The sequence below is a fragment of the Ectothiorhodospira haloalkaliphila ATCC 51935 genome, assembly GCF_000633935.1.
Taxonomy (GTDB): domain Bacteria; phylum Pseudomonadota; class Gammaproteobacteria; order Ectothiorhodospirales; family Ectothiorhodospiraceae; genus Ectothiorhodospira; species Ectothiorhodospira haloalkaliphila.
Genome location: NZ_KK214998.1, coordinates 410,046 through 425,890, shown reverse-complemented (window position 1 = coordinate 425,890; position 15,845 = coordinate 410,046). Strand labels below are relative to the sequence as shown.

Below are 15,845 nucleotides of genomic sequence, written 5' to 3'. Positions count from 1 at the left end.
CACCGCCACCCCTCATTCCCAGCCCTTCTCCCCAAGGGGGAGAAGGGTGTCCTTCCTCAACCCAGGAACAACCGGTACACCGGATTCTCCGTTTCTTCCCAGTGGGTATACCCCAGCTCCTTCAAGAACCGCCGAAACCGCTGCTTGTCCCCGGGCGGGACCTGGATGCCCACCAGCACCCGCCCGTAGGCAGCCCCGTGATTACGGTAGTGGAACAGACTGATGTTCCAGTCCTGCCCCATTTGTGACAGAAAACGCATCAACGCCCCCGGCCGCTCGGGAAACTCGAAGCGGTAGATCATCTCATCTCCCGCATGACCGGCGTGCCCGCCCACCATGTGGCGCAGGTGCACCTTGGCCATCTCGTTGCCGCTCAGATCCTCGATGGGGTAGCCCTTGGCCCGCAGGTCCTCCAGCAGGGCCCGGCCCTCCGGCTCGCCGCCGCTGAGCTGCACCCCCACGAAGATATGGGCCTCGTTCCGGTCCGCATAGCGATAGTTGAACTCGGTGATGCCGCGCTTGCCGATGGCCTCGCAGAAGGCGCGAAAGCTCCCGGGGCGCTCGGGAATCGTGGCCGCGAACAAGGCTTCCCGATGCTCACCCAACTCCGCCCGCTCGGTCACATGCCGCAGGCGATCGAAATTGATGTTGGCGCCGCTGAGCACCGCCGCGTAGCGGCCATCACGCACACCCTCACGCTCGATGTATTTCTTGAGCCCTGCCACCGACAGGGCACCGGCCGGCTCGGCCATCACCCGGGTGTCGTCAAAGACATCCTTGGTGGCGGCGCAGATCTCGTCGGTGGTGACCAGGATCACCTCGTCCATGTGCTCCCGGCAGATCCGGTAATTCTCCTTGCCTGCCTGGCGCACGGCCACGCCGTCGGCAAAGATGCCCACCTGATCCAGGATGATGCGCCGTTTCTTCTCCAGGGCATCGTGCATGGAGGGGGCGTCCTCGGGCTCCACGCCGATCACCTTGATGTCCGGGCGCAGGGCCTTGATGTACACCGCCATACCCGCCGCCAGGCCACCGCCACCCACGGGAATGAACACCGCGTCCAGGGGGTCGGGGTGCTGGCGCAGCAGTTCCATGGCCACCGTGCCCTGGCCTGCGATCACATCCGGGTCGTCGAAGGGATGGATGAAGGCGTAGCCATGCTTTTCCATCAACTCCTGGGTGAGCTGGTAGGCATCATCGTAGGAATCCCCGTGCAGGATGGTCTCCCCACCCAGGGCGCGCACGGCTTCCACCTTGATGGAGGGCGTGGTCTGGGGCATGACGATCACCGCCTTGATGCCCAACCGTTTCCCCGCCAGCGCCACCCCCTGGGCATGGTTGCCGGCCGAGGCACAGATCACCCCCTTTTCGCGGACTTCCCTGGGGAGGTTGACGATCTTGTGGTAGGCGCCGCGCAGCTTGAAGGAGAAGACCGGTTGCAGGTCTTCCCGCTTGAGCAGAATCTGGTTACCCAGGCGGCGTGTGAGGGTGGGCATGGGGTCCAGCGGCGTTTCGCGCGCCACATCGTAGACCCGGGCTGTGAGGATCTTCTGCAGGTAGGGATAGGACATCCCCTCAAGATACAGCGGGGGGTTCAAGGGCCGCAAGGCGGGCTGGCTTATCCTCCCGTCTCCTGCGTAGAATCCCCTCACAAAACCAGAGGAGAGACCCGAGCATGAGCAATGCCGACCAACTGAAAAAGGCCGCCGCCGAAGCGGCCCTGCAATACGTGGAAGACGACATGATCGTGGGCGTGGGCACCGGTTCCACGGCCAACCACTTCATCGACCTGCTGGCCGGCATGAAGGCCCGCATCGAGGGCACGGTGGCCTCCTCGGAGGTGAGCGCCGAGCGTCTGCGCAAGCACGGCATCCCGGTGATGGACCTCAACAGCGCCGGGCAGCTGCCCCTGTACGTGGACGGCGCCGACGAGGCCACCGAGCACCTGCACCTGATCAAGGGCGGCGGCGGCGCCCTCACCCGGGAAAAGATCGTCGCCGCGGCCAGCGAGAAGTTCGTCTGCATCGCCGACGAATCCAAGCTGGTGGGCATGCTGGGGGCCTTTCCCCTACCCGTGGAAGTCATCCCCATGGCCCGCAGTTTTGTGGCCCGGGAAATCCTGAAGATGGGCGGTCAGCCGGAACTGCGCCAGGGCTTCACCACCGACAATGGCAACCTGATCCTGGACATCCACAACCTGCACATCGCCAACCCGGTGGAGCTGGAGGGTCAGTTGAATCAGATCGCCGGGGTGGTCACCGTGGGGATCTTCGCCAGACGTCCGGCGGACGTGCTGATCCTGAGCGGGAAGGATGGCGTTCGGACCTTGAGGTGATGTCCACCCCATGGCACGCACACTCATCATCCTGGGCATCATCCTGATCGTCGTGGGCCTCGCCTGGCCCTGGATCAGCAAGCTGGGGCTGGGGCGGCTGCCCGGGGACATCATCATCCAGCGGGAGAACTTCAGCTTCTACTTCCCCATCACCACAGCCATCATCGTCAGCGTGCTGCTGTCGGTGGTGCTGTGGTTCTTCAACCGCTGATCGCGCCGATCATACCCCCAGCCACCCCATGGCCACCGCCAGGGCCAGGAACCAGACGTAGAACGAGAACACCTTCAACTGCGCCCGATACAGGAAGTAGATCACCAGCTTCAGGGAGATGATCCCCACCACCGCCGCCACCACGAAGCCCACCGCCAGGGGCGCCAGGCCGATGACCACGGGCTCGTCGGCCCGATGGACCTGGATGGCCTGCACCAGCGTGGCGGCGCAGATGGTGGGGATGGCCAGGAAGAAGCTGTACTCCGCCGCCCAGCGTCGCTTGAGGCCGGCGAAGAGGGAGAACATGATGGTCATGGCACTGCGCGACAGCCCCGGCATCAGGGCCAGCCCCTGGGCCAGACCGATGACCCCGGCCACCCGCCAGTTGATGCCCTTGAGGCCCCGCTTTCGCGGCGACAGGCGATCCGTCCACCACAGCAGGATGCCGGTCAGGGTGAGGGTGATGGCGATCATCCAGGGATGGGCGAATATCTGCTCGAAGGCGGCCTTGAAGGCCAGGCCCAGCAGGCCGGTGCAGAGCACCGAGAACATCCCCAGCCAGAACAGGCGCCAGTACAGGGGCGCCGGCCCCCGCCCCCCCTGCCCTGCCCACTGCCAGGCCCCGCCCAGGGCCCCCAGAGTGAAGCGCCACAGGCTGGTCCAGAAGACCACGATGATGGACACCAGGGTACCCACATGCACCACCAGGGCGAACAGGATCATCTCCGGGCTGTCCGGTGGCGGCAGGGATTCCCCACGGCCGATGAGCCAGTGTTCCGCCAGCACCATGTGGGCGGTGGAACTGACGGGGAGGAACATGAACACGCCCTGGATGATGCCCAGGAGCACGGCTATCCATAGAGCCATGTGGGATCCTGCTGTCTTGGTTGTTGGTATGAAACTCCCTTCTCCCCTCCGGGGAGAAGGGCCGGGGATGAGGGGCGGCGGCGGGCGTGGTGCCGGGTTTGCCCTCCCCTCACCCCAACCCCTCTCCCCTTAGGGGAGAGGGGCTCTTGGTTTTGGTTACAGAAGCACTTTTTCGATCCCGCCGCTGCGCGCCTTCTGGATGAACTCCTGCTGCCAGCTCTGGCCCATCAGGGCATTGGCCATCTCCACGACGATGTAATCCGTCTCCGTCCCCGTATCCTCACGATAACGGGACAGGCCCTGCTGACAGGCCGGGCAGGCGGTGAGCATCTTCACGTTGCCGCCCACGGCCACGGGCTCGCCGCTGAGCTGGGTGACGCCCTTGTGGATCTCCTCCTGCTTGCGGAAACGCACCTGGGTGGCCACGTCCGGGCGACTCACCGCGAAGGTGCCCGCCTCGCCACAGCAGCGATCCGACAGGGTCACGGGCTGACCCAGAAGGTCGCCGGCCACCTCGGTGGGGGTGTAGGTCTTCATGGGGCTGTGGCAGGGGTCGTGGTAGAGATACTGCACCCCTTCCACGCCCTCCAGCTTCACGCCCTTCTCCATCAGATACTCGTGGATGTCCAGCAGACGGCAACCGGGGAAGATACGCTCGAACTCGTACTTGAGCAACTGATCCATGCAGGTACCGCAGGACACCACCACCGTCTTGATGTCCAGATAGTTCAGGGTGTTGGCCACCCGGTGGAACAGCACCCGGTTCTCGGTGGTGATGGCACGCCCTCGGGCCTTGTCACCGGCGGCTTCCTGGGGATAGCCGCAGCACAGGTAACCCGGAGGCAGCACGGTCTGGGCGCCAGTGCGATAGAGCATGGCCAGGGTGGCCAGGCCCACCTGGCTGAACAGCCGCTCGGAGCCGCAGCCGGGGAAATAGAACACCGCCTCGCCGTTCTCTTCCACCTGGGCCGGATCGCGGACGATCGCCACCTGGCTCGGGTCTTCCAGACCCAGCATGGCCCGGGTGGTCTGCTTGGGCAGCCCCGCCGGCAAGGGGTTTTTCACCATGTGGATGACCTGCTCCTGGATGGGCGCCTTGCCGGTGGTGGCCGACGGGCGCTTGTTCCCATTGAGCAACCCGAGGCGACGGAACACCTGATGCCCCATGCGCTGACCGGCAAAGCCCCATTGGGCCAGGGCCTTGCGCATCACCTTCACTGTGGACGGGTCCTTGATATTCAGGAAGGCCATGGACACCCGGGCCGCCAGGCTGGTCTTGCGCTGACCACGATCCATGAGGATGGCGCGCATCCGGGAGGTGACTTCGCCGAAGTCGATGTCCACCGGGCAGGGCGTGAGGCACTTGTGGCAGACGGTGCAGTGATCCGCCACATCGTTGAGTTCATCGAAATGCCGGAAGGACAGGCCGCGGCGGGTCTGCTCCTCGTACAGAAAGGCCTCGATGATCAGCCCGGTGGCCAGGATCTTGTTGCGCGGCGAATACAGCAGATTGGCCCGGGGCACATGGGTGTTGCACACGGGCTTGCACTTGCCACAGCGCAGGCAGTCCTTGATGTCATCGTTGAGGTCGCCCAGCTCGCTCTGCTCCAGGATCAGGGCCTCCTCCTGCACCAGCCGTAGCGACGGGGTGTAGGCGGTGGTCAGGCCGGAGCCAGCGCGCAGCTTGCCGCGGTTGAAGCGGTCCTGGGGATCGACGCGGCGCTTGTACTCGGCAAAGGCCTCCACATCCTCGGGCTCCAGATACTGCATCTTGGTGAGCCCGATGCCATGCTCACCGGAGATCACACCGCCCAGATGGCGGGCCAGGTCCATCACCTGATCCACGATGCGCTCGGCCTCGTGCATCATGGCGTAGTCGTTGGAGTTGACCGGGATGTTGGTGTGCACGTTGCCGTCGCCGGCGTGCATGTGCAGGGCCACGAACAGGCGACTGGTGAGCACCCGGTCATGGATCTGCTGGATGTTCTGGCGCACCGGGTCCAGATCGCGGCCATCGAAGATCTCGTAGAGTGGATCCTCGATCTCGCGCCGGTAGGAGATCACCAGGCTGCGGCGCAGGATGAGCTGGATCAGTCGATCTCCGGGCCGCAAGTCTTCCCTGGCCTTGTCGTCCAGCAGGACGTCATGTTCGCGGGCATCGGATTCCAGGTGATCCCGGATCGCCTGCCAGCGGTCGCGTACCGCGGTCACCAGGTCTTCGGCGGCGCGACGACGCTTCTCGAACCAGGTGCGGGCCTCGTCGTTGTCCAGTCCCAGTTTATCCACCAGGGCCTTGTGGTCCTTGGCCAGGCAGGCCAGGATCTCCTCGGCCATGCGCAGCTTGTTGGCCATGGACTGCTGGATGTTGATGCGTTCAATCCCCTCGCTGTACTCGCCCAGTCGATCCAGGGGAATCACCACGTCCTCGTTGATCTTGAAGGCGTTGGTGTGGGCGGCGATGGCTGCGGTGCGGGAGCGGTCGGCCCAGAAACGCTGACGGGCCTCGGGGCTGATGGCGATGAAGCCGTCGCCGTTGCGGGCATTGGCCAGGCGCACCATGCGCGACGCGGCCTCGGCCACCGCCTTCTCGTCCTCGGAGGCCAGATCGGCCACCAGCAGCATCTTGGGGCGTTCGCGGCGGGCCCCCTTGGGGGTGTAGCGCACGGCGCGCACATAGCGCTCGTCCAGGTGTTCCAGCCCCGCCAGCTGCACCTTGGGATCGGCCTCCAGGGCATCCTTGATCTCGACGATGGCGGGCACCGCCTCGTGCAGGTCGGTGCCGTAGAACTCCAGGCACACGGTGCGCATATGGGCGGCCATCTGATGGACCACGAACACGGCCGAGGTGATCAGGCCGTCGCAGCCTTCCTTCTGCACCCCGGGCAGGTCCTGCAGACGCTTGTCGGTCACATCCTTGCCCAGCCCCTCCTTGCGGCAGGTCTTGCCGGGGAAGGACAGGATCTGGGGCTCGCCGTCCAGGGTGCGCCCGTCGGCCTGGTAACGGCTCACCCGGAAGGTCACCTCTTCCTGGTCGTGGATCTTGCCCAGGTTGTGGTTCAGGCGTTCCACCTCCACCCAGCGGGCATCGGGAGTGACCATGCGCCAGGAGACCAGGTTGTCCAGGGCGGTCCCCCAGAGCACGGCCTTCTTGCCGCCGGCATTCATGGCGATGTTGCCGCCGATGGTGGAGGCATCCTGGGAGGTGGGATCCACGGCGAACACATGCCCCCCCCGAGCCGCGGATTCGGCCACCCGGCGGGTGACCACCCCGGCCTCGGCGCGAACGGTGGCCACCTGTTGATCCACGCCGGGCAGGCGCAGGAATTCCACCTCGCCCACGGCATCCAGCTTTTCGGTGTTGATCACCGCGGCATCGTCGGTGAGTGGCACGGCGCCGCCGGTATAGCCGGTGCCGCCGCCACGGGGAATGACGGTCAGCCCCAGTTCCAGGCAGGCGGCCACAATCGCGGCCATCTCTTCCTCGGAATCGGGATTCACCACCACAAAGGGCAGCTCCACACGCCAGTCGGTGGCATCGGTCACATGGGACACCCGGGCCAGGCCATCGAACTGAATGTTGTCCTTGCGGGTGTACTTCATCAAGCGCCGGCGCACCCGGGCGCGCAGTTCGCGCTGCGCCGGGAACCAGGCCTCGAACCGGCGCACGGCCTGACGAGCCTCTTCGGCCAAGGCAAGGGCACGCTCATTGCCCTGGGCCCGGGCGATGATCTGATCCACACGATGGTCCATGGCGCCCACCAGATTGCCCAGGCGCTTGCGGTCGGCCATCAGGTCGTCCTGGATGTAGGGATTGCGGGTAACCACCCACATGTCCCCGAGCACTTCGAACAACATGCGGGCGGACACACCGGTACGGCGCTCGCCGCGCAGTTCATTGAGGACATCCCACATGGGCTGTCCGAGAAAACGAAGGACGATCTCGCGATCGGAATAGGAGGTGTAGTTGTAGGGAATCTCGCGAATGCGGGTGGTTGAGGTCATGGGTGCGGGGAGGGGGATTGCGGAGAGAACTGAGCAGAGTAGCAGGGGGAAGCCGGGGGTGACAAGCTGGGGCCGGCGTTGGCCAGGACTCTCTCGGCAACCCCAAGCCACGTACGGGTCGTTCGCGAACGACCCCCGGCGGGGTGGCTCACGTGGATGGCCTGACGGGTGGGGATTAGGTGGCATCGTTGGCGGCGGCCGGGCGCTTCTCGAAGCGCCCCTACGGGGGGATGGGGGGATTGCTACGGGGGGATGGGGGATCAGTTAGGAGAGAGATCCACGGGGACAGCAAAAAAAAAGCGTGACAAGGGAGAACCCTGCCACGCTCTGAGTGCTTCTTGCATCCCGCCGGCAAGCGGCGGGTATGCGGGTCGGTTGTTGGGACCGACTTCTTAGAAGTTGTGGGTCACGCCGAGCTGGAAGCCCTTGACGTTCTGATCGACACCATCGGGGGTAACGCCCTTACCCTTGCCGGAACCCGCCAGACCATAAGCGCCGAAGTCATCGTTGTTGACCTGAGCATAGACAGCGTAGATACCGGTGCGACGGGTAAAGTCATAACCACCGCCGACGGCAAACATCTGGGCTTCGTCATCGTTTGACAGTTCACCCGCGTGCGTGTAGGAACCCATCACATAGGCCTGACCCAGCTGATACTTCAGACCCAGGTGGAAGGCATCCCGATCATCAAAATCCAGATCGATGTTTTCATACATGGCCGCCAGGGTCAGATCCTGAATCTGATAGGTTCCACCCACTTTCCAGGCCTTGATGTCATCGCTATCCAAGTTGTGCTGCTCATAGGCGACCGCCAGATACATGGGCCCTTGATTGAACGTGGCTGCCAGCGAGAAGGCGTCGAGGTCATTGGCCGTGTCAGAGGGAGTATCATCGTTACGATCAGTGGTGTAGGAGCCCATGAAACGCAGACCGTCCAGATCCGGGGACATGTACAGCAGCGTGTTATCCAGTCGACGATAGAACGTACCCTCGGCACCGGCGCCAGCAGCACCAGCGCGACTGACCACGTGATGCTTGTCACCCAGGGTATCCGCAAAGAAATTCAGGGGCAGCGTGGCCATTTTGTAAGGCGTGTCGTGCTTACCAAGACGGACTTCACCGAAATTGCCGGCAAGGCCAAGGTAGGTGTTGCGAGCGGTCAGATCGCTACCGCCAAAAGCGCGGTTGACGTCATCTTCTGCACCCTGCAGTGCGGCCTCAATTTGGTACACGCCGCGCAGACCAGCAAATCCCAGATCCTCCGAACCACGAACACCCAGACGGGAAGAGTTGGAAGCCAACTGCGCGGAAGAGTCTTCACCGTTATCCACAAAATCCAGGGACACGTTCAAACGGCCATACAGGGTGGTGTCGGCAGCAGCGGCGGCGGGCACGCCCACGGCGGCGGCGACTGCAAATGCGAGTACGGTTTTTTTCATTGGAATGAGTCCTCTGCAGGGAATTCTTGTGTATTTGTCTGAGCTTGTCAGCCAACCACAACAATGCAGGTGCCGTGCCAAGTGCTAAGTGACTGATTCATGGGCTGCATAATTACAACACTCGCCCAACACAACTGCCGTTAACATGACAATGACATGACATTGCATGCTTGTTGTGTTTTTGATACAGACCCCACCGGCAGGAGGGCGAGACCCGGAAGAGGGTCAGGGCTCGCTTTCGCGGGCAGGATCCGCCCGCACGGGGCGGGCGCGGGCAGGAGGGAGACTCACGAAACCGTGGGACGTCAGTCCACCTCGGAGAGCCGTTGCAGGTGTCGGTACAGGGTGCGCTCGCTCACCCCCAGGCGCTGAGCGGCCTCGGCCCGATGGCCGTCACTGGCCTCCAGGGCGGCGCGGATGCGTTCCCGGGTGAGGCCGTTGCGGGTGCGGCGCGGCGGCGGGAAAGGCAGGGTGTTGCCATCGGCCCGCATCTCGCGATCTTCACGGGCAGGTGGAGCAGCAGGGCCCTGGCGGGACTGAAAGGCAATGTGTTCGGGCAATACGGGCCCGGAGCCGGCCAGGATGGCGGCGCGGCTGATGATGTTCTTCAGCTCCCGGACATTACCGGGGAACGGATACTCGGTGAGCAGCTCCGCCACCGACCGGGACAGGGGCAACTGGTGAGCGCCGCCGGCCTGTTCGAGGAAGTGCTCGGCCAGGGCCACGATGTCCTCCCGACGCTCCCGCAGCGGCGGGATGTCCACGGGGAAGGCGGCCAGGCGGTAGTAGAGGTCTTCACGGAATTCGCCCCGGGCCACCATCGCGCCCAGGTCCCGATGGGTGGCGGCCACCACCCGGGCGTCCACATCGATGTAGTCCGTACCCCCCACGCGACGGATGCGGGAGGCCTCCAGGGCACGCAGCAGCTTGCTCTGCATGGCCAGGGGCATCTCCCCTACCTCGTCGATGAACAGGGTGCCACCCTGGGCGGCCTCGAACAGTCCGATCTTGCGCCGGTCGGCGCCGGTGAAGGCCCCCTTTTCGTAACCGAACAGCTCGGCCTCGATGAGTTGCTCACCCAGGGCCGAGCAGTCCACCACCACCAGGGGGCCGTCGGCGCGCTCGGAGCAGCGATGCAGGTGCTCGGCCACCCGCTCCTTGCCGACGCCGCTTTCCCCCAGCAGCAGGACGGTGGCGCTGGTGGGTGCCACGCGTTCCACCACATGCATGAGCCTGGACATGGCGCTGGAGCGGCCCACCACCTGAGATGTCTCCGCACCCTTCGACTCCTGCCCACCGTTCTCCGCCAGGAGTTGCAAGCCCACCAGACCCTCGGCATCGCCCGCCATGCGGCTCAACCGGATCTTCAGCGGGCGTGACCGCCCTTGATGGTTGCGGGCCTCAACCCGCTGCTCACTCACCCTCACCTCGCCGGGTTGTAGAGTTAGCGGACAGGCATCGTCGCCGGGACAGGCGCCGGACAGACCAAAGAGCAGTTCCTGGCACCCCTGCCCCATCAGCATGCCACGGGTCTGGGAGAACAGGTCGGCCGCGGCCTGGTTGGCCGCCACCACCCGATGGTCGCCATCCAGGATGAGAAAGGGTTCGGGAATGAGTTCCATCACCTGCTGGCCATCCGGGTGCACCAGTGGCGGCGGTGATTGATGCAGTGAAAACATGTGGCCCGAGGATGCGGGCGGTTTCACGGGTGATGTCATGGACAGAACGATAGCAACCCGGGGACAGACGGACAACTGGGGAACAGAAAAGGGGACAGACACCTTTTCTCCGGCGCCGCTACGCGGCGCTCGTCGAACCTTCCAGGTTCAAATCCTGGGGCCTCTCAAACGGATATGCACAAGAAAGGCCCCACGCGGGGGCCTTTCTTGTGCATATGGCTGGGGGACCAGGATTCGAACCTGGGTTGACGGAGTCAGAGTCCCCCGAGGCACCTTTGCCTACAATCTATGTAAGCACATGATCCTTTATCTGGCAAGGCTTTAGCGTCTTTCTTGTTCGTTGACCATCTATGTTTTTTGATCCATGATGCTTTCCATTCGAGTACACGGAACGCATCGCACACATGAATCTCGGGAGCAAAAAGGCGATCGAGTCGGCACCCATCCCCGAATCCGGCCAGGCCCTGTACTGGGATGACAGGCTGCCGGGATTCGGGTTGCGCGTGACAGCGAAAGGCGCCCGGTCGTTCATCGCTCAAGGGCGGGTGAACAGGACCGTAAGGCGCGTCACGCTGGGCCGCTATGGTGTGCTGATGCCTGATGAGGCGCGCAAGCGGGCACGGGCCGCACTGGTGCAGATGACCGATGGTGAGGATCCGAACCAGACAAAGCGCAGGGAGGCCGCTCTCGGCACCACACTGGCCCAGGCCGCCGAGGACTACTGTCGGAACAAGCGCCGCAGGGATGGCAAGGCGCTTGCGGATCGCACCCAGGCCGACATTCGCCGGCATGTCCGTGGATCATTTGGGGACTGGCAAGACCTGCCCCTGCGGGAGATCACCCGAGACATGGTGGCCAGGAGATACGGGAAGCTTGCGGATGCCAGCCTGGCCCAGGCGAACCAAGCCATGCGGATCCTCGCCGCCATCTTCCGATTCACCCGCGCAACGACGAAAGGCCCGAGCGGGGAGTATGTGCTCCTCGACAATCCTGTGGACGTGATCCTGGATGCCGGTCTGTATCGCGGAGATGTGCCAGGGCGAAGAACCAGGATCCCGATGGACAAGGTGGGTACGTTCCTGGCGGCACTGGATGATGCGCGCACTTCGCCCGACTCCCATCCCGGCATCGTCATCAAGGCCAGCGCAGCAATGGCGCTGATGCTCACCGGGCTGCGCCTGGCGGACTTACTCGAGCGCAGGTGGGTGGACGTGGATCTGGATGATGGAACCCTGCATGTTGCAGACACCAAGCACCGATCACCCAGGACATTCCCGATTGCCGACCAGGTGGTGGAGGTGCTGCGGGATCTTCGACCCCTCACCGGGAGCGGGGACTTTCCTTTCGCGGCGCTGTTCTCGGGAGCCAGGCAGGGACACATCCGCGAGATCCGAGACGGCATGGCCCCAGGCTGCAATGCCATCGGGATGCACATCACCCCGCATGACCTGCGCAGAACCTGGATTGATGGCGTCAACGCCGTGGGAGTGGATCCGCTGGCCGCCGAGCTGCTGGCGAACCGCAAAGGCGCTCAGTTCACCGCGTTGAGCACACGGATGGAGCACTACGACGACACCATCGACCTGACCCGCTACCGGCCCGAGGCGCAGCGACTGGCCGACTGGTTCACCGATCAGGCCGCCAAGGCCAGGTCACCACAAGACGGGAGGCCTACCTAGCCATGCAAGGCTGCATTCGCATTTTTTTTGGAAATTGCGAGTCCGTGCGAGATAAGGTCTATCCAGTGCTGCCATGTTGCAGGCAAATAAGCGGCCCACTAGGATGATCTACGTCAAGGGGTCACATAGTGATCCACTACAGAAGGAGCTAGGTGATCCCATTCAAAAAGTTGACCCCCGGGGAGGTGAGAGTCCCCGAGGGTCAGAACCCGGCCAGGCACGACCGGGAGGCAAAAACGGAAGCAGGCGGATGATACCGCTACCGCTTCCGATCGTACGCAACAACGAGGATACATGCGTTCCACAGTGCGTTCAATGTCACACACGATCACAGACGTTGATATAACTGTATAGACTAACAGTATCTTTTGCCGCCCTACCCCGCCTGGCCATCAACCTTCGAGGTCAATGATGGCTATGAAAGCGCAAACCCCGGTCCTCAACCCCAAAGAGGCCGCGACCTATGTCCGCTCGACCGAGCGGACCCTTGCCTGCTGGCGCAGTCTTGGGCGAGGCCCCAAGTTCGTGAAGGTGGGCCGATTCGTCCGCTACCGGGTCACCGACCTGGACGACTGGCTCGAGGAGCACACCCGCCAATGCGTTACCGGGGGGTGAGCCATGAGCAAAAAAAAGGGCAACCGCCAAAGCAGTCACCCCAAGTTCCACTCGCAAGTCTACCAGAAGCCTAGCCGAGCGTCCCGCCGCCCGAAACGATCCTGGAAGCGCCGCAAGGCTGCCCCTGTGGGTGCGGGTTATCTGGACGCCCTGGACCGGCTGATGGGCCGTGGGGAGGGTGACCAATGACCCGCCCCGTTGAGAACATTCTCGCCCGCGCCGATGGCGTGAAGCGCAGCGGTCCCGGGAGGTGGATGGTTCGCTCTCCGCTGATCCCCGACCAGAAAACTGGGAGCGTGTCCGTCCGCGAATTGGACAATGGCCGCGTACTGCTGCATGACTTCGCCGGGCATGACACCACCGACATTCTGACCGCGTGGGGCCTGGAGATGGGGGATTTATTCCCCGAGGCCCTGGCAGCCCCTGACAGCCCTCACAAGCCCATCCGCCGCCCCTGGCTGGGCCGCAACGCCCTGAGCGCCCTGGAGCACGAGACGTGGCTCGTCATTGGTGTGTTGGAGGACGTGGCCGAGGGCCGCACCCCTCCCGCCGAGGTCATGGAGTATGCCCTGACATCGGCATGCCGGCTGCGCGCAGCCCTGGAGGTGTGCGATGGGATCTGAAAAGAACCCCCTCGACCTGGCGGCTGAGTATGTCGAGCGCGCCAAAGCAGGGAAACGTCCACCGCGCCGCCACGGGGATGACCATGTGGTGCGCATGCCGACGGCAGGCCGGGAGGCGCCGCAGCCCGAGCTGGAGGATGAGCGCGGGCGCCCCGTCAAACTCATTGGCTTGCGTGACTTCCTGACCCAGGAGTTCCCGCCCCGGGAAAATCTCCTCACGCCATGGCTGCCGTCTCAGGGGCTTTGCATGGTCTTTGCTCAGCGAGGCATCGGCAAGACCCACTTCGCCCTCGGGGTGGCCTACGCCGTGGCATCTGGTGGGGACTTCCTTGGATGGAGAGCGCCCGAGCCAAGGGGAGTGCTCTACCTTGACGGAGAAATGCCCGCAGGGGCGATGCAGGAGCGCCTGGCGGCCATCGTGGCCAGTGCTGAGCACGAAGCCGCCGCACCCTTCGACATTCTCACCCCCGACCTGCAACCCGAAGGGATGCCGCGCCTGGATTCCGCGCAGGGTCAGGATGAAATCGAGGCCATCCTCGCCCCTGAGCACAAGCTGATTGTCGTGGACAACATCAGCACCCTCACCGCGACACGCGAAAACGAGGCTGATGGCTGGAGCACCACCCAAGCGTGGGCACTGCGTCAACGATCAGCGGGGCGGTCTGTGCTGTTCATCCACCATGCCGGCAAAGGGGGAGCGCAGCGCGGGACCAGTCGCCGGGAAGACGTGCTCGACACGTCTATAAGGCTTTCCCGTCCGCAGGACTATGACCCCAGGCAGGGCGCCTGTTTCGAGATCCACTTTGAGAAGGCCCGGGGCATTCTCGGGGAGGACGTGAGCAGCCTGGAGGCCACCCTGACCACAGGCCCCGATGGGAGCCAGACGTGGGTTACTCGCACTGTGGAGGAGAGCACCTTTGACAAGGTGGTTGATCTCCTCAACGAAGGGCTTTCTCAGGCCGAGGTGGCGACCGAGCTGGAGTTGAACAAGTCCACCGTTTCGCGGCATGCCAGGAGGGCAAGGGAGGGAGGATTCTTGACGGCTGAGCAGTCGGGAGGGAGGCGCAAATGATGGCCAAAACCACGCCCCGCAACTCCTCGAGTTGCATGGTTGCACCCCCTAGTAGATGCAACATGCAACTTTCCACCCCTGAGAGCGCAACCACCGATGCAACTCCAGTGCAACCCACAGGCCTCAAAGCCTTGGCAATCAAGGCATTAAAGCGCAACCACGCATGCAACTCGAGCGCAACTCAGGGCCAGCAACCCATGCAACTCGGGGCCTCAAAAAGCACCCCAAAAGTTGCATCGTTTCCGGGGGAAGTTGCATGCCCCAAAGCCGTTGGCCGGCAGCGCCTGGAGGCTGCCTGTGACCGCCATGGTGCCTGCCTCGAGTCCGCTCTCGACTGGTACACCGAGGACTGTCTCGAGGACATGGCGGATAACCCAGACCTGGCCGACCTGGCCGTGGCCGACGCCCTCCAGCAAGGGATGATCCGGGAGGCCTCACCGCCCGAACCACCCCCTCCTCCAGAACGCGAAGATCCCGGGCCGCTGGCAGACCTGCCGATGCTTCACGGCGATTGGACGTTCGTCCTGGCTCGAGTCCAGGGCCGCAGCGACCGGGCCGAGCTGCTGAAGGAGTACGCCAACCGCTGGTTGGAGGCATCCGCCGCTGAGCCTATCCCGCACAAGCGCGACAACCGAGGCCGCAGGGCCGCCAATATCTGGCTGAGAGAGGAAACCGATCATGGCCGACACAACTGAGATTGCATGGACCGATCACACCTTTAACCCCTGGTGTGCGTAGACCGCTGAAGGTTGCCACCCATTCCACGTGAAGCCTGCCACCCGGACCGGGGCAAAGCTGCCACCCATCGGAGCGTAGCGACGCGGGGTTTTCCTTCTTACTCCGACGTTGCGGTGTCGGTCAACTTGGACTGGGTTTTTCGCATGGACTCCCCTCTGAGATTGATCTTGTAGGCGTTGTGAACCAAGCGATCCAGAATGGCATCAGCCAGGGTGGCATCACCGATGACGTCGTGCCATTGGTCCATGGGCAGTTGGCTGGTGGCGATGGTGGATCGTCTGCCGTGGCGGTCTTCCAACACCTCCAGGAGGTCACGGCGGTTTTCAGCATTGAGGTTCATGAGCCCCCAGTCGGCGAGAATCAGGACATCCACTTTGGCCAGGGTGGCCAGAAGCTGTGCGTACTGACCATCCCCCTGGGCGATGCTCAGGTCCCGCAACAGACGGGTTAGACGAACGTAGTGGGCGGTGTGTCCCTCTCGGCAGGCCTTATGGGCCAAGGCACAGGCCAGCCAGGTTTTGCCAACCCCGGTGGGGCCGGTGATGAGGATATTGAGGTGTTCCTTCACCCACTGGCAGGCCGCCA

The 15,845-nt window shown here is 63.8% G+C and carries 13 protein-coding genes; 7 read left to right on the top strand and 6 right to left on the bottom strand.

From position 1 onward, the window contains the following. Positions 1-56: 56 nt before the first annotated feature. Entirely contained in the window at positions 57-1,571 is a 1,515-nt protein-coding gene (gene ilvA, locus ECTHA_RS0109810) for a threonine ammonia-lyase, biosynthetic (RefSeq protein ID WP_026623703.1), read from the bottom strand. A 104-nt stretch (positions 1,572-1,675) separates the two neighbouring features. On the opposite strand from ilvA, the gene rpiA reads away from it, so the two are divergent. Together rpiA and ECTHA_RS0109800 are read left to right on the top strand one after the other, a co-directional pair. Beyond that, positions 1,676-2,335, top strand: coding sequence for a ribose-5-phosphate isomerase RpiA (rpiA, locus tag ECTHA_RS0109805; protein WP_025282569.1), 660 nt, complete (start codon positions 1,676-1,678; stop codon positions 2,333-2,335). Positions 2,336-2,345: 10 nt separating this feature from the next. Then, a complete protein-coding gene (locus ECTHA_RS0109800) occupies positions 2,346-2,546 on the top strand; it encodes a DUF2905 domain-containing protein (protein WP_025282570.1) in 201 nt (66 codons plus the stop codon). Between the two features lie 9 nt (positions 2,547-2,555). Here the strand turns inward: ECTHA_RS0109800 and ECTHA_RS0109795 are convergent, their stop codons facing one another. The 4 genes from ECTHA_RS0109795 to ECTHA_RS0109780 all read right to left on the bottom strand — a co-directional run bounded on the left by ECTHA_RS0109795 (position 2,556) and on the right by ECTHA_RS0109780 (position 10,560). Beyond that, a complete protein-coding gene (locus tag ECTHA_RS0109795) occupies positions 2,556-3,413 on the bottom strand; it encodes an undecaprenyl-diphosphate phosphatase (protein WP_025282571.1) in 858 nt (285 codons plus the stop codon). A 156-nt stretch (positions 3,414-3,569) separates the two neighbouring features. After that, positions 3,570-7,415 carry a DUF3683 domain-containing protein gene (locus tag ECTHA_RS0109790; RefSeq protein ID WP_025282572.1) on the bottom strand — a complete coding sequence of 1,282 codons (3,846 nt, stop codon included), beginning with the start codon at positions 7,413-7,415 and terminating at the stop codon, positions 3,570-3,572. A gap of 392 nt (positions 7,416-7,807) precedes the next feature. After that, positions 7,808-8,854, bottom strand: a complete 1,047-nt coding sequence (locus ECTHA_RS0109785; RefSeq protein WP_026623702.1) for a porin — start codon at positions 8,852-8,854, stop codon at positions 7,808-7,810. 305 nt (positions 8,855-9,159) lie between these two features. Continuing rightward, complete coding sequence (locus ECTHA_RS0109780) at positions 9,160-10,560, bottom strand: sigma-54 interaction domain-containing protein (RefSeq protein ID WP_158407572.1); 1,401 nt, start codon at positions 10,558-10,560, stop codon at positions 9,160-9,162. A 377-nt stretch (positions 10,561-10,937) separates the two neighbouring features. On the opposite strand from ECTHA_RS0109780, the gene ECTHA_RS17900 reads away from it, so the two are divergent. From ECTHA_RS17900 to ECTHA_RS19040, 5 genes are all read left to right on the top strand, one after another. Beyond that, a complete protein-coding gene (locus ECTHA_RS17900; RefSeq protein WP_025282575.1) occupies positions 10,938-12,212 on the top strand; it encodes a tyrosine-type recombinase/integrase in 1,275 nt (424 codons plus the stop codon). A 417-nt stretch (positions 12,213-12,629) separates the two neighbouring features. Further along, on the top strand, positions 12,630-12,827 hold the full coding sequence (locus ECTHA_RS0109770) for a helix-turn-helix transcriptional regulator (protein WP_025282576.1): 198 nt from the start codon (positions 12,630-12,632) through the stop codon (positions 12,825-12,827). A 185-nt stretch (positions 12,828-13,012) separates the two neighbouring features. Then, complete coding sequence (locus tag ECTHA_RS0109765; RefSeq protein ID WP_025282577.1) at positions 13,013-13,450, top strand: hypothetical protein; 438 nt, start codon at positions 13,013-13,015, stop codon at positions 13,448-13,450. Then, the gene (locus ECTHA_RS0109760; RefSeq protein ID WP_025282578.1) at positions 13,440-14,522 is read left to right on the top strand and encodes an AAA family ATPase; all 1,083 of its coding nucleotides are present in this window, start codon (positions 13,440-13,442) and stop codon (positions 14,520-14,522) included. Before ECTHA_RS0109765 ends, ECTHA_RS0109760 begins: the two co-directional genes overlap by 11 nt. A 362-nt stretch (positions 14,523-14,884) precedes the next feature. Further along, the gene (locus ECTHA_RS19040; protein WP_128571953.1) at positions 14,885-15,217 is read left to right on the top strand and encodes a hypothetical protein; all 333 of its coding nucleotides are present in this window, start codon (positions 14,885-14,887) and stop codon (positions 15,215-15,217) included. A 140-nt stretch (positions 15,218-15,357) separates the two neighbouring features. On the opposite strand, the gene ECTHA_RS17890 is transcribed toward ECTHA_RS19040, so the two are convergent. Next, on the bottom strand, positions 15,358-15,845 hold a 488-nt coding region (locus ECTHA_RS17890; protein WP_035369563.1), incomplete at its 5' end, for an ATP-binding protein.